Source organism: Parendozoicomonas verongulae (assembly GCF_009711465.1).
Classification (GTDB): domain Bacteria; phylum Pseudomonadota; class Gammaproteobacteria; order Pseudomonadales; family Endozoicomonadaceae; genus Sansalvadorimonas; species Sansalvadorimonas verongulae.
Genome location: NZ_SMME01000869.1, coordinates 51,203 through 65,172 on the forward strand (window position 1 = coordinate 51,203; position 13,970 = coordinate 65,172).

The following is a 13,970-nucleotide window of genomic DNA, read 5'->3' on the forward strand; positions in this document are numbered from 1 at the left end:
CACTGGGGTCAGCGCAACAATAAAACCACCCACTAGAGGCCAGATCATCTGGAGACACGGACATGTCTCAGTTAGAATCAGATCTTTCAAATTTCACTGCCAGAAGGGCTTCCCACATCGTGAATCTGCAATCCTGGGCCAGGATATTACTACTGGCGCTGCCCGTAACCATCCTCACCGCCTGCTCATCCGCTCCCACGGTTGATAGCAGACCCAAGGCACAGCAGTCCACAGCAGCCACTTCTGGCATTCCGGATATCAACGACATACTTACACAGGCTGCTCGCGCTAAAGAGCCGCTGCAAAGTCAGCTTTATTTACAGGCTGCCGACCATTTCAAAGTCAGCGACACTGCCAGAGCAGCGGACATGCTGCAACTGATTGATACTCTGAGCCTCACTTTTCAACAGCAAAACCAGTTCCGGCTCATCAGTGCCCGCATCCAACTGAAAAACAATATAACGGAAGATGTTCAAAGGTGGTTGAACACCATCAACCGCAGCGCGCTGACACCCCCATTGCAGTACGAGTTTGACACCATAAAGGCACAGCTTGCTGATATTGAAGGCCGCTATAGCGATGCCATTAAGAACTGGGGGCTTGCTGCCAGCAACCCAGTGGTGGAGCCAACACCAGAGCTATTCAAACAACTCTGGAAAGGCATTTTGCAGGAAGAAAACGAAGATATCAGCGCCCTGCTAAAGAACAACACGAACCGCACTCTACAGCCATGGCTGGAACTGGCTCTGATTTACCGCAGCCCAAGCGAGCTCAATGCCCAGCTGGTCGAACTCAAGCAATGGGAGCAACGCTGGAGCGGCACACCCGCCCAGCTTAACATGCCGGCAGCAATAACGACCCTGCAACATACCTCTCCTTATGAACCCAGACGCATAGCTCTGCTTCTTCCCTTATCCGGCCCTCAAGCCAGCGCAGGCCAGGCTGTACGAGATGGGTTTATGGCGAGTTACTACCAAAGTCTGCACAACAGTCAAAGTAACCCAAAATACTCCCGTACACTTCCAGAAATTGTTCTATACGACACCGCCAACAGTAAAGCATCATCTATTCTGGCCCAGCAGGCTCAGGAAGAAGGTGCGGAAATGATCATCGGCCCACTGCGCCGCAGTGTAGCCAGCCAAAACCTGAAAGACAGTAATGTCACCGTACCATGGCTTGTACTGAATCAGGTCGGCGAGCAACCTGAAACAAACCCGGTTTACCAATTTGGCCTTGCCTCAGAGAGTGAAGCCATCCAGGCGGCTGAGCGAGCCTGGGAGGATGGTTACCGCAACCCGATCATCATGACTCCGGACACCAGCTGGGGAAAACGTGTTGCCGACAGCTTCTCCAGCACCTGGGAAGAACTAGGCGGGCAGGTTCTCAGCCATTACACATTTAACAACACGGGTGACTACAACACCTCTGCCAGCGAAGCGCTTCTGGTGAATGCCAGCTTCAAGCGAGCCAACAACCTGACCCGACTGATCGGCGAACGACTGGATTACACCCCCCGTCGCAGAAACGATGCCGATATGATTTTTATGGCAGGCTCTCCCACCCAGGGGCGCCAGCTCAAACCGGCTCTAGACTTCTATTTCGCATACAATCTTCCGGTTTACACAGTGTCCACCATGTACAGCGGCCAGCAAGATGTAGTACAGGATCGCGATTTGAACGACGTGCGCATCCCACTCATGCCCTGGTTTGTCAGCCGCAGCTCTCCCCTGAAGCGTTCCATTCAGAACACATGGAAAACCAGCAAAAGTCAGCTGGCCCCACTTTACGCTCTCGGCTCAGACACTTGGCGCATTTACCCTCGTCTGGAACAAATGAGCAAATCAGAAGGTGCCGAGCTCTTTGGTGCCACCGGCATTCTCACCATTCCGCCCAGCCGAGAGGTGAAGCGCGAACTAAGCTGGCAATACTTCCGCAACGGCCGCCCTGTTGCCCTGAGCAAGGAAGTCAGCATGCATCCGGAGCGCAGCCAGAATGTTCTGGAAAACGAAGGTTAACAACCAGACAGGCCTCGCCGCAGAAAATCAGGCCCTTGCCTTTCTACAAAAGCAGGGGCTCAGATTGCGGGAAAGAAACTATGCCTGCAAAGCAGGTGAACTTGATTTGGTGATGAACGACAAAGACACACTCGTCTTTATAGAAGTTCGCTTCAGAAAATCCGATAATTACGGATCGGCCGAAGAGTCGGTAACCCATCGAAAGCAAGCACGTTTAAATCGTGCGGCTGCACATTACATGCAAACCTTTCGGCTTACCGACAAAGTGCCATGCCGCTTTGATATAATCACGATTCATCCGGATAGGAACCGTGACGGCAATCAAGTAAACTGGATCAGGAATGCCTTTGGCCCCTGAGTCACATTCTTTAACGTAGTTTTATCTGTCTGAGAGAAGCGCATTTCCCGGACGAAAGCGGATCACCAGGACCCCGTGACATGCTTGATCATATAACCAGCCACTTCTCCGACAGTATTGATGCACAAATCCGCGCAGCCGAGGAGCTGCCCCCCTACATTGGCCAGGCTGCTGAACTGATGGTTCACTCTCTGGTAAATGAGGGAAAAATCCTTGTTTGTGGTAATGGCGGATCTGCTGCACTCACACAACACTTTTCTTCGGAAATGCTCAACCGTTTCGAGCGGGAGAGACCCAGCCTGCCTGCTATCGCACTCACCACAGACACATCAACTTTGACGTCTATAGCCTGTGATTACAGCTATAACGAAGTGTTCTCCAAGCAAATTCGCGCTCTCGGACTTCCCGGCGATATCTTGCTTGTTATTTCTTCTACTGGCAGCTCCCCCAGTCTCGTACAATCCATCCAGGCGGCTCACGACCGAGAGATGACCGTTGTTGCCATTACCGGGCAGGATGGTGGCAACTGCGCACGCCTTCTACACTCTGAAGATGTGGAGATTCGCGTTCCAGCCAACTCCGTGAGTCGCACCCAGGAAACCCAACTCCTCATCATCCACTGCCTTTGCGACCTGATTGATGGATTCTTATTCGGAAGTGCCGAATAACACACCGAACTGACAGGGAATACTGGTTTTTCCCCATGTTCCCCGACACACTGAAAGGAATTGCTAAGTCGTGAAAATTCTATTCCCCATCTTTGCCCTGACTCTCAGCCTGCTCACAGGCTGCGCCACTACAATCTCAGCCGTTAGAGAAGGGCCCATTCAGGAAAACCCGGGGAAGCGCACCATGGGGGCATGGATTGACGACCAGAGCATTGAAACCGTCACTAGCGTCAATATCCAGAAAGCCAACCCGGAATTCAAGAATAACCATGTTGCCGTGATCAGTTTCAACGCATATATCTTACTTGTAGGGCAGGTCGCCACCCCCGAGCTGAAAGCAGAAGCTGAACGCGTAGCCAATCAAACGTTAAAAGCCCGCAAAGTCTATAACGAACTGGAAATTGCTGGCCCCACCACTATCTTGACCCGCTCAAGCGACAGTTGGATCACCTCCAAGATAAAGACGCGTATGATTGGCACAGCCAACTTTCCTTCATCCCGTGTAAAAGTCATCACAGAAAACGGTGCTGTTTATCTGATGGGGCTAGTAACCCCCGAGGAGGCACAGCAAGCTGTCAACATTGCCCGGGAATCCTACGGTGTTCAGAAAATCGTAAAAGTGTTTGAGTACATTCGATAAGCACTTTCGAGCAGATACAAAAAAGTCCGCATATGCGGACTTTTTTGTATCTGACGAGAATCGACTCTACTACTTCACCACTTTCAGTGAAGGACGACCTTTAGGCTTCTTACCGGACGCATCTCCACCAGACTTAGGGGCCGATTGTTTATCCTCTTCAGGAACCGGCTTCTCTGCAACAGGCTTAAGAGGTGTTGGTGCAGATGCTTCTGAAACAGGAGACAACGCAGCAGGAGTTTCTTCCTCTGGGCGAGGCTCCATCTCAAACACCATACCCTGACCGTTCTCCCGCGCATAAATCGCCATTACGCCCGCAACAGGAACATAAACATCATAGGCCTTGCCATTAAAGCGCGCAGTGAAAGAGACAGCCTCATTATCCAGGCTCAATTCACGAACAGCCATGGGGGATACATTCAGAACAACCTGATCATCTTCGGCAAAGCCGGGAGGCACAAAAACACCCGGCCACAACGCATCAACCAGAAGATACGGGGTACATTCGTTATCGACAATCCAGTCATACAGCGCCCGAATAATGTAAGGACGGCTGCTTGTCATACTCATGGAGCAACTCCAGAAACCAAATAAAAAAGGGAGTGCTGCAAACACTCCCTTCAGTGTAAATCAAGAAAGGCTTTTAGCCCTAAAACTTCACAAACTGTCCCACAATGACACAGTTCATGAACACTTTACGGCTAGACTCTCATTTCTTTCTCAACTTCAGAAAGACTTTCCAGGAAGGATTCACGCTCAAACAGGCGATCCATGTAAGCTTGGAGATCTTTAGCCTGTTTAGGCAGCTCAATTCCGAGAATCGGCAGGCGCCACAGCACAGGAGCAACACAGCAGTCTACCAGAGTGAATTCGTCACTTAGGAAGAAAGGCTTCTCAGCAAAGATTGGGGAAATGCCCACCAAACCTTCACGCAACTCCTTACGAGCCTTGGTCACAGCAGCATCTTTGCTAGCAGGGTTCAGAATAATATCCGCCAGGTTGCACCAGTCCTTCTGGATGCGGTGCATCATCAGACGGCTTTGCGCACGGGTAACAGGATACACTGGCAGCAGAGGAGGATGAGGGAAACGCTCATCCAGATATTCCATCATCACGCTGGATTCATACAGCACCAGATCACGGTCCACCAGAGTAGGGACAGCATTGTATGGATTGATGTCCGAAAGCTCCTGAGGCAAGGCGTCGGGATCCACGTCCTGAATATCGACAGCTACACCTTTCTCCGCCAGAACAATACGGACCCGATGGCAGTAATGGTCCGCCGGATCGGAGAAGAAGGTCATTGAGGATCGCTTGGCGACTACGCCCATCTATTTACCCCCGCCTGAGGTCATTTGTTAAACAAAAACGCGCGCAATCAACTCGTGATTACGCGCCAGTGTGAAATTCTACCAGATTATAGGAGTTAGTGAACGTCCTTCCAGTATTCCCGTTTCAGCAAATACGCAGGAATAAAGAAAATAATCAGGAATAACAGCACATACCAACCAATTCGCTGACGCTCCAGTTGCATTGGTTCAGCGCTGTATGCCAGGAAATTCACCAGATCATACATAGCCTGATCGTACTCCTGCGGTGTCATACTGCCTTTTATGGACGGATCAGGCTCCAGACCACACAGCTTTTCACCGGTCAGAGTATCACGCTGACCATGCTCCCCAACTGCACAGGTGTCCACCTGAGCCCCCTGCAACTCCAACAGGACATGGGGCATACCCACATCCGGGAACACCTTGTTGTTCACACCCCAGGGGCGCTTGGGATCAAGGTAGAAAGTGCGCAGGTAGGTATACAGCCAGTCTGTACCACGAACCCGGGCCACCAGAGTCAGATCAGGAGGCGTTGCACCAAACCACGCCTTGGACTCCTCGGCTACCATACCATTCGCCATCAGATCACCGATCTTGCCGCCGGCAGGCATCAGGTTTTCCATCATCAGATCATGGGGAATACCCAGGTCATCTGCCACTCGTTCATAGCGCTGAAACTCAGTAGCATGACAGGCGTAGCAGTAGTTCATATACAGCTTTGCGCCACGCTGCAGGGAGGCCTTGTCTGCAACATTAGGCTCCATGGCATCCAGCGGATAACCAGAGCCTCCTGCTGCAAACACACTCACAGGCAACACCAAAACCAGAGCAGCAATGACTTTTTTGAAGATTGTTGTTCTTTTCATTATCCGGTTACCCTCTCCGGTACTGGCTTGGTTTTTTCCATGGCAGAGTAGAACGGCATCAACAGGAAAAAGCCGAAGTAGAACACCGTACCAATTTGCGCCAACAGGGTATACGTTTCCGTAGCAGGCTTGGTTCCCAGCCAGATCAGCACAAGAAAGTTAATACCAAAGAGGATAATCAGGGTACGGAAGATGGGCCCTTTGTAACGCCAGGACTTCACCGGACTCCGATCCAGCCAGGGCAACACAAACAAGATGGCTATAGCGGCCCCCATAGCCAAAACCCCCATCAACTTGTCTGGAATCGCCCGCAGGATGGAGTAGAAGGCCCCCATGTACCACACCGGCGCAATATGCTCTGGCGTCTTCAAACTGTTAGCCGGTTCAAAGTTTGCGTGCTCCAGGAAATAGCCGTTCACTTCCGGGAAGAAGAAAACGACGGAGCAGAACACAAACAGGAATACGATAACGCCGACAATATCCTTGACCGTGTAATAAGGGTGAAAACCAATACCATCCAGTGGCTTACCGCTCTCATCTTTATACTTCTTGATATCTACACCGTCAGGGTTGTTGGAACCCACCTCGTGCAGCGCCACAAGGTGCATCACCACCAGACCAAGAATCACAATCGGCAGCGCAATAACATGGAGGGCAAAGAAGCGGTTCAGAGTAATGCCGGAAATCAGGAAGTCACCCCGCACCCACTGTTGCAGGTCCGGGCCAATCACCGGAATCGCACCAAACAGGGAGATGATGACCTGTGCACCCCAGTAGGACATCTGTCCCCAAGGCAACAGGTAACCCATAAAGGCTTCCGCCATCAGGGCGAGGTAGATCGCCATGCCGAAAATCCATATCAACTCGCGGGGCTTTCGATAAGACCCGTACAGCAGCGCCCGGAACATGTGCAGGTAAACAACCACAAAGAATGCGGACGCACCGGTGGAGTGCATGTAACGCAGCAACCAGCCGTATTCCACATCCCGCATAATGTATTCAACAGATGCAAATGCTGCTTCCGCACTGGGCACATAACTCATAGTGAGCCAGATACCAGTGAGAATCTGATTCACCAGAACCAGCAGGGCAAGCGAACCGAAGAAGTACCAGAAATTAAAGTTCTTGGGCGCATAATACTTACTGAGATGCGCTTCCCAGGTGGAGCTGAGCGGAAAACGCTCATCAATCCATGCAAGCAGTTTCTGTCCCATCAGGCATTCTCCTCATCCACACCGATCACAATCACGTCATCGCTCTTGAAGGAGTAGGGTGGAACAACCAGATTGGTTGGTGCCGGTACGCCTTTATAAACGCGACCTGCCAAATCGAACTTAGAACCGTGACAGGGACAGTGATAGCCACCCTTCCATGTTGGATCGAAGTCCATGGGAATAACTTCCGGAAGGTATTTAGGAGAGCATCCAAGATGAGTACAAATACCAATAAGCACCAGAATTTCAGGCTTTCTGGAGCGGTATTCGTTCTTGGCATATTCAGGTTGTTCAGAGCTGTTGGAATCGGGGTCTGCTACTTTTTTTACGTCCTGACCGATATGTTCCAGCATCCCCTGGCTTCGCCGTACAACAAAAACGGGCTTGCCCCGCCATTCGGCGATCACTTGTTGACCTTCTTCGAGTTTGGCGATGTTAAGCTCCACAGGAGCACCAGCGGCTTTTGCTTTTGCGCTGGGATTCCATGACTTAACAAACGGTGTCGCGACCCCCACGGCTCCCGCCGCGCCGACAACCGATGTAGCTCCTATAAGGAAGCGGCGCCGACCCACATTTACGCCGTCTTGACTCATTCGGCTTTCTCCCCATCAGGGTTATTGCTTGTACGGCATGCCTGCCGACTTTTGGCGGTGGGCATGTTAGTTAATTTCGTTATTATTCACAAGCAACAGGGTTTAACCCTATCACCCTACGCACATGCCGAAATGATATAGGTTTTACGCAGGAATGTTAATGCGCAAACCACGTCAAATTTCCCATCTCAAGGATTTGAGTGCAGTTTTCCTACCAAACTACAAGACTGAAGACCTCTATTTTCAAATAAATTGCAGTTCATAAACTTATGTTGTCTTTAGAAAGGTCGAGGCAAAAAAAATGCCCGACCAAAAGGTCGGGCATTTTCCATTCGCAGCATCCGAAGATGCAAGCAAACAGGTATTAACGCTTGGAGTACTGAGGACGCTTACGCGCCTTGTGCAGACCCACTTTCTTACGTTCAACCATACGAGCGTCACGAGTAACGTAGCCAGCTTTGCGCAGAGCACCACGCAGAGTCTCGTCGTAGTCCATCAGTGCACGGGTGATACCGTGACGGATAGCGCCAGCCTGACCAGAAGCGCCACCACCTTTAACAGTGATGTTCAGGTCAAACTTTTCAGTCATCTCAACCAGCTCGAGAGGCTGCATAACAACCATGCGAGACGTTTCACGACCGAAGTACTCGTTCAGAGTACGACCGTTAATGCTGATGTTGCCAGTACCGGCACGCAGGAATACGCGAGCGGTAGAGTTCTTGCGGCGGCCAGTGCCGTAGTTCTGAGTAACAGACATAGTATCCCCCGTTAGATATCCAGTTTCTGAGGCTGCTGTGCAGCGTGCGGATGTTCAGTACCAGCGTATACTTTCAGCTTACGCTGCATCGCGCGACCCAGAGGATTACGAGGCATCATGCCCTTCACAGCCAGCTCGATAACACGCTCAGGCTTGTGAGCAATCAGCTTGTCAAAGCTCATAGACTTCAGACCACCAGGGAACTCAGAGTGACGGTAGTACATCTTGTCAGAAGACTTGTTACCGGTCACACGTACTTTCTCAGCATTTACAACAACGATGTAGTCGCCGGTGTCAACGTGAGGAGTGTACTCAGGCTTGTGCTTGCCGCGCAGGCGGGCTGCAATCTCAGTAGCCAGACGGCCCAGAGTTTTGCCTTCCGCATCAACGACGTACCAGTCACGCCGTGCGGTTTCTGCTTTAGCGCTAAAGGTTTTCATTTAATTCCTATCGCCTCAATGATTCGTAATTCGCCTACCCTGTCGACCCGTAACCTGGCTATCGGAAACAGCCATTCAGATTCGGCGTGCAAACATTGGGCACTCATTCGCGGGAAACGAAAGCGGGGTATTATAGCGAGTCCAGACAATATGGGAACCCCTCCCCCGCCATGAATACCGTGATATTCACCGCCTTCTGACTGTGCCCAACCGAAATAAGCATTCATAATGAACGAGAGTTCATCAGACTTGCGGAATAAAACACAATGCAATACCGAAACCTTGGTCGCACAGACACCCGTGTCAGCCTGATTTGCCTCGGCACCATGACCTGGGGAGAGCAGAATTCCGAACAGGAGGCTTTCGCCCAGCTCGACTACGCCACAGAGCGAGGCATCAACTTCCTCGATACGGCCGAGCTGTATCCTATCCCCCCCAAAGCCGAAACCTACACCCAAACTGAGACAATAATAGGCAACTGGCTGAAGCAGCGCGGACAAAGAGATGATGTCGTTGTTGCAACCAAGATAGCCGGCCCCGGGTATCCCTATATGGACGGTGGCCGCCGGTTCACCCGCCGCCATATCGAAAGCGCTCTGGAGGGCAGCCTCAAACGCCTGCAGACCGATTACATCGATCTGTATCAGTTACATTGGCCGGATCGCAACGTCAACAACTTCAACCAGCGGGGTTTTGTTCACCAAGAGAGCGAGCAGCTCACCCCAATAGAGGAAACCCTGGAGGTTCTGGATGACCTGGTAAAAACCGGAAAAATCCGCCATATCGGCCTCTCAAATGAAACACCCTGGGGAACGATGGAGTTTCTACGTATCGCCAGAGAACGCGGCTGGCCTCGGCCTGTTTCCATCCAAAATCCCTATAACCTGCTCAATCGTAGCTTTGAAGTGGGGCTGGCAGAGGTCGCTCACCGGGAAGATATTGGCCTGCTGGCTTACTCCCCTCTCGCGATGGGTATACTAAGTGGCAAATACCTCAATGGTGCCATGCCAGAAGGCTCACGAATGGCACTGTTTACCCGCTTCAAGCGTTACAATACGCCGCAGTGTGAGGCTGCTACTCAAGAGTATGTCAACCTGGCACGCGCCCATAATCTGGATCCAGCTCAAATGGCTCTGGCTTATGTAAACAGCCGCAGCTTTATGAGTAGTAATATTATCGGGGCAACAACCCTGGAACAGTTGTCTGCTGATATTGACTCCATTGAACTCATCCTTTCCGATGAAGTACTGGAAGGTATCGAAAGTATTCACAAACGTATTCCTGACCCGGCCTGTTAGGTTACCTGCTGCGTGCGGCTCCAGAGTCAGCGGCACGCCTTTTTTCAAACCAGGCTTGCCAGTTTTTCGAGTTTCAGTTCATCAAACTGCCTCCACTCTCCCATATCAATGAGAGTGGAGGTCGCACTCAGTTCGGCCTCCTTATTCTCACAGGGGATGTTCGCTCTCTGGGGGTACAGCCCCAGAACCGCTTTCAGATTGCCCCTGTTCCTCCATGACCTTAGATAGGTTGCTCAGAGCCAATTCGATCTCCTTATCCTCACAGGGAGTATCCTTCTTCCCATTGGCCGCAAGAGTGCGCAGCCGGGTAAAAATGTCCAGAGCTTTTTTCAAGTTGTCGCTGCCTCCTATGGTCTGGAGTAGTCTGCCCAGAGGCAGCCCAACGCTTTTTTCATCATGGAAAGAGGTGAAATGTTTTTCATACATTTGCTGGAAGAGTGGTAAAGCTTCCATTAAATGGCCTTTTGCTTGTAAAGCTGTAGCCTTTTCCATCATCTGTAGTGGATGTTTACATGCAGAAGAACTGGCCTGTTCTGGGTGTCGAGAAACCTGCTCTGGGTGTCGAGAAACATACCCTAGGTATTGAGAAGCATAATCTGGGCGTCGAGAAGCATACTCTGGGCGTGGAGAAACCTGCTCTGGGTGTCGAGAAGCATGCTCTGGGTATCGATCTGGGTATCGAGAAGCATGCCCTGGGTGTCGAGAAACATATGTACTGGGGGTATAAGGCCTATACCTGCTTGAATATCTTTGTCTTTGACAACTTGAATATCTTTGTATTTGAGAAGGAGTCGTCTGCCGTTCATGGGAATCTGTTCCATCGGTTCTTGAAGAGTACATATTCTAAATAATCCTCTGTATTTGTTATATCAGGGAGCCTCTAAAGCTGTGTTTGTATGGAGTATGATGGGAGTACAAAGATTCAAAATGAGTCAGGATAACAAGCAAGACTGTTTGAAGTTCTAACTGGTATCGACGTAAGCATGAGCAAGGTTGACGATCGCAAAATTTTCCATGAGGTAAGAGAAACTATCCGGATAGAAGCTATTCAGAAGTGGATTGACGGGACTGAAGTCAGGCACCTTTCTGAAGAGCAGGGAACTGATGTATCTTGTATTTATCGCTGGATTGGCTTCTATTATCCCTCATCCCTCCGCCTGCCTCTTATTGCCAGTGGAAATATCCACATCCCTCACATAACATTTTTTAATTGGAAGCTTCCATCTTTGGGAAGTTCGCCGATAGCAATAGAAGTGTTTGCTGCACACGCTCGTTACGGATAACGGAAATGGCAGAAGTCTGGGTTCTAAAAATTCTTTCCGGCCCCCATGTTGGAGCTGAGATACCTCTTGATTCCGGCACCTGGACCCTTGGCCGGGATGAAGAGTGTGACCTTGTTTTAACCGATGATACTCTGGCTGAACGCCATATTGAGCTGACCGTCTCCCCTGAAGGCGTACAGGTAACAAACCTGGCTCAGGGGCAGAACATCTACCTCTCTGGAGAGCCCCAGCCCAACAACTTCTCTTTGCCCTCCCACACCGTGGTCATGGCGGGCAGCCTCTATTTTGCTGTAGGCGCTGCAGGGCAACCCTGGCCGGAACTGAGTTTATCCGGCCCATCAGCCTCTGCATCACCGGTTCCCTCTACTCCTGTCCAGGCCACCAGTGAAGAAGAGATTGTGCTTGAGGGTGATATTCCGGTTCTCAATGAACGGGTGGAAGATGATGAACTTGAGATGTTGGAAGCCGCTCCACAGGCTCAGGTCAGTAGCAAAACCAAACCAGAACCTGCAAAGAAAAATCATGGTTTTCTTGCCTCTCTCTTACTGAAAGCCAGTGAAACTTCTGTCGAATTTGACTTTCTGGGCTGGTGCAGCCGCCACCCTATTATGCTCGGCGGCGCTTTACTAAGTGGCTTCTTCTCTATTTTGATTGGTGCTTTCTTCTGGCTCTGGATGATGACCGATCCAGAAAAAACCGCAATGGAGAACATCACACCCGCCCAGAAGGCAGAAAGCATCATCACCCAGATGAATGTGCCAGATGTGACAATGAAGAAGTTACCAGATGGTTCGGTAATCATCTCTGGCTACGTAGCGGACAATAATGTCAAAGACAGCCTGCAAAAAGCCCTGAACAATGCCAAAGTGCCTTACAACTTCCAAGCCGTTGTTATGAATGAAATGCGAGCCACCGCAGCCTCGGTTCTGGAACAGTATGATTTCAAACAGATGACCATTGAACTGGATACAACTCCCGGCTCTCTGGTTCTCAGTGGCTATGCAGCCAATCCCAAAGAGGTCGCTCGAATTCGGGAGATACTGCAGCAGGAAGTGCACGGTCTGATATCCATCGTTGATCAGGTGGAATATCAAGTTACACGTCTCAAGGCCCTGCGCACCATGCTCAAAGAACGCGGCCTTGCCCAGAAAATCCGCCTGCTGGAAACACCGGGAAAAGTCATTCTCAAAGGTCGCCTGGGTGATGCTTCCCAAGGCTACTACCTGAAAGAAGTGGTTCAGGACTTCCGGGAGAAATACCGCAACCGCCCAGAGTTGGTGATTGATGCCACCCTTCCCGCTACCGATCTGGCCACCATGCAACCACTGCTCAAGATCAAGAGTGTCAGCCTTGGCCGTATTCCTTATGTAATCCTTGATAACGGAGAGAAGTATCTGCGGGGGGCGAAGCTGAAAAACGGATATATACTTGAAAATATTAACTTGGAATATCTGACGCTCAAGCTAGGTCAGGAAAGAATAAAATACTTTATTGGAGGTGGAGTCAATGGCGGATAATGAGTTTGTTTCACTGTCAGTCACGGAAGACCGTCTGGCAACCGACAAGGACGGAGCCTACAAGCAGCAGCTGATTGATCAGCTTAATGCCAACGTCCAAAATCTGAGGAGCAAAAAGAACAGCGGCCTGTCTCCCGATGAGTTTGCCAGCACGGATGCCTTGATTGATGCAATTGAAAATGCTGTCAAAGTCATCGAACTCACATGGTTTAAGCATCATATGCCAGAAAAGCGTCACTGATTCGTGATGGCAGTCAGGATGACTAAACTGTTAAAAACTGCTTAATAGAAGGATGGAACCATGACTCAGTTTGCAGGCGGCCCACAAACCAACAACCTCAGCTTTTCGGAAACGACAGATCGTCTCAATACCAAGCTGAAATCTTTCGAAGAACAGGTCGAAGCTCGGATGCAGAATCTGGATCCCAGCAATATGGCAGATCTGATTTCGTTCCAGCAGGAAATCAACAAACTCACTATGATGTACAGCTTGGAAAGTGGTGTTATCAAGTCGATAAAAGACACCGGCCAAAGCATCATCCAAAAAATCAACTAATACATTCTGAGCAGGGATATCTAACATGGTAAGCGCAGAAACACTCAGACTCCTGGCCGACATCGGATTTATGGCAACCAGCGGTGGATATTCCAAACAAGCCAGAAGCCTGTTTGGCGCAATCGAGCTTGCCCGGCCCGACAGCGTGCTTCCCCATATTGGAACAGCCCTGAACTACATGAACCTGAATCTGCATCAGGAAGCGCTGGACACTCTTGAGAAGAAAGCTCTCACACTGGAGCCTGATAATGCAACGGTTCAGGCATTCATGGGTATGGCGCTGATGCTTTTGGGCAGAAGCAGCGAAAGTGAACGTTGCCTCAATAGCATTACCGATAGCGAAGACACCCTGGCAGCCTCACTGGCTTCCAACCTGCTATCAGAGCTGCGACAGCATGTAAACAAGAAACCCTCTGCTCCTGGCCTTCATTGATTAT

Annotated in this window: 19 protein-coding genes; 11 read left to right on the top strand and 8 right to left on the bottom strand. The window is 50.5% G+C overall.

Features of this window, described 5'->3' with window-relative positions:
• Positions 1-62: 62 nt before the first annotated feature.
• The 4 genes from E1189_RS20045 to E1189_RS20060 all read left to right on the top strand — a co-directional run bounded on the left by E1189_RS20045 (position 63) and on the right by E1189_RS20060 (position 3,681).
• Positions 63-2,015, top strand: a complete 1,953-nt coding sequence (locus E1189_RS20045; RefSeq protein ID WP_155162880.1) for a penicillin-binding protein activator — start codon at positions 63-65, stop codon at positions 2,013-2,015.
• Positions 1,993-2,373: a YraN family protein gene (locus E1189_RS20050; RefSeq protein ID WP_155162882.1), complete on the top strand. Its 381-nt coding sequence runs from the start codon at positions 1,993-1,995 to the stop codon at positions 2,371-2,373. Before E1189_RS20045 ends, E1189_RS20050 begins: the two co-directional genes overlap by 23 nt.
• Before the next feature lie 80 nt (positions 2,374-2,453).
• The gene (locus E1189_RS20055; RefSeq protein WP_155162884.1) at positions 2,454-3,041 is read left to right on the top strand and encodes a phosphoheptose isomerase; all 588 of its coding nucleotides are present in this window, start codon (positions 2,454-2,456) and stop codon (positions 3,039-3,041) included.
• A gap of 70 nt (positions 3,042-3,111) precedes the next feature.
• Positions 3,112-3,681: a BON domain-containing protein gene (locus E1189_RS20060; RefSeq protein ID WP_329602141.1), complete on the top strand. Its 570-nt coding sequence runs from the start codon at positions 3,112-3,114 to the stop codon at positions 3,679-3,681.
• Between the two features lie 69 nt (positions 3,682-3,750).
• Here the strand turns inward: E1189_RS20060 and E1189_RS20065 are convergent, their stop codons facing one another.
• From E1189_RS20065 to rplM, 7 genes are all read right to left on the bottom strand, one after another.
• On the bottom strand, positions 3,751-4,248 hold the full coding sequence (locus E1189_RS20065) for a ClpXP protease specificity-enhancing factor (RefSeq protein ID WP_230460551.1): 498 nt from the start codon (positions 4,246-4,248) through the stop codon (positions 3,751-3,753).
• A 131-nt stretch (positions 4,249-4,379) separates the two neighbouring features.
• Positions 4,380-5,009: a stringent starvation protein SspA gene (gene sspA / locus E1189_RS20070; protein ID WP_155162886.1), complete on the bottom strand. Its 630-nt coding sequence runs from the start codon at positions 5,007-5,009 to the stop codon at positions 4,380-4,382.
• A 95-nt stretch (positions 5,010-5,104) separates the two neighbouring features.
• The gene (locus tag E1189_RS20075) at positions 5,105-5,875 is read right to left on the bottom strand and encodes a cytochrome c1 (RefSeq protein WP_155162887.1); all 771 of its coding nucleotides are present in this window, start codon (positions 5,873-5,875) and stop codon (positions 5,105-5,107) included.
• The gene (locus E1189_RS20080) at positions 5,875-7,089 is read right to left on the bottom strand and encodes a cytochrome b (RefSeq protein ID WP_155162890.1); all 1,215 of its coding nucleotides are present in this window, start codon (positions 7,087-7,089) and stop codon (positions 5,875-5,877) included. Before E1189_RS20080 ends, E1189_RS20075 begins: the two co-directional genes overlap by 1 nt.
• Positions 7,089-7,682 carry a ubiquinol-cytochrome c reductase iron-sulfur subunit gene (petA, locus tag E1189_RS20085; RefSeq protein ID WP_155162892.1) on the bottom strand — a complete coding sequence of 198 codons (594 nt, stop codon included), beginning with the start codon at positions 7,680-7,682 and terminating at the stop codon, positions 7,089-7,091. The genes E1189_RS20080 and petA overlap by 1 nt, the downstream gene beginning before the upstream one ends.
• Before the next feature lie 364 nt (positions 7,683-8,046).
• On the bottom strand, positions 8,047-8,439 hold the full coding sequence (gene rpsI / locus E1189_RS20090; RefSeq protein ID WP_155162894.1) for a 30S ribosomal protein S9: 393 nt from the start codon (positions 8,437-8,439) through the stop codon (positions 8,047-8,049).
• A gap of 11 nt (positions 8,440-8,450) precedes the next feature.
• Positions 8,451-8,879, bottom strand: a complete 429-nt coding sequence (rplM, locus tag E1189_RS20095) for a 50S ribosomal protein L13 (protein ID WP_155162895.1) — start codon at positions 8,877-8,879, stop codon at positions 8,451-8,453.
• A 266-nt stretch (positions 8,880-9,145) separates the two neighbouring features.
• Between rplM and E1189_RS20100 the strand changes: the two genes are divergently transcribed.
• Complete coding sequence (locus E1189_RS20100) at positions 9,146-10,177, top strand: NADP(H)-dependent aldo-keto reductase (RefSeq protein ID WP_155162897.1); 1,032 nt, start codon at positions 9,146-9,148, stop codon at positions 10,175-10,177.
• Positions 10,178-10,324: 147 nt separating this feature from the next.
• On the opposite strand, the gene E1189_RS20105 is transcribed toward E1189_RS20100, so the two are convergent.
• Entirely contained in the window at positions 10,325-10,630 is a 306-nt protein-coding gene (locus E1189_RS20105) for a hypothetical protein (protein ID WP_196221534.1), read from the bottom strand.
• 59 nt (positions 10,631-10,689) lie between these two features.
• Between E1189_RS20105 and E1189_RS20110 the strand changes: the two genes are divergently transcribed.
• From E1189_RS20110 to E1189_RS20135, 6 genes are all read left to right on the top strand, one after another.
• Positions 10,690-11,028 carry a hypothetical protein gene (locus tag E1189_RS20110; RefSeq protein WP_155162901.1) on the top strand — a complete coding sequence of 113 codons (339 nt, stop codon included), beginning with the start codon at positions 10,690-10,692 and terminating at the stop codon, positions 11,026-11,028.
• Positions 11,029-11,160: 132 nt separating this feature from the next.
• On the top strand, positions 11,161-11,460 hold the full coding sequence (locus tag E1189_RS20115; protein WP_155162903.1) for a helix-turn-helix domain-containing protein: 300 nt from the start codon (positions 11,161-11,163) through the stop codon (positions 11,458-11,460).
• A 5-nt stretch (positions 11,461-11,465) separates the two neighbouring features.
• A complete protein-coding gene (gene sctD / locus E1189_RS20120; protein ID WP_155162905.1) occupies positions 11,466-12,977 on the top strand; it encodes a type III secretion system inner membrane ring subunit SctD in 1,512 nt (503 codons plus the stop codon).
• Complete coding sequence (locus tag E1189_RS20125) at positions 12,967-13,218, top strand: EscE/YscE/SsaE family type III secretion system needle protein co-chaperone (protein WP_155162907.1); 252 nt, start codon at positions 12,967-12,969, stop codon at positions 13,216-13,218. The genes sctD and E1189_RS20125 overlap by 11 nt, the downstream gene beginning before the upstream one ends.
• A gap of 60 nt (positions 13,219-13,278) precedes the next feature.
• On the top strand, positions 13,279-13,533 hold the full coding sequence (locus E1189_RS20130) for an EscF/YscF/HrpA family type III secretion system needle major subunit (RefSeq protein WP_155162910.1): 255 nt from the start codon (positions 13,279-13,281) through the stop codon (positions 13,531-13,533).
• Positions 13,534-13,558: 25 nt separating this feature from the next.
• A complete protein-coding gene (locus E1189_RS20135; protein WP_155162912.1) occupies positions 13,559-13,966 on the top strand; it encodes a tetratricopeptide repeat protein in 408 nt (135 codons plus the stop codon).
• The last annotated feature ends 4 nt before the right edge of the window (positions 13,967-13,970 follow it).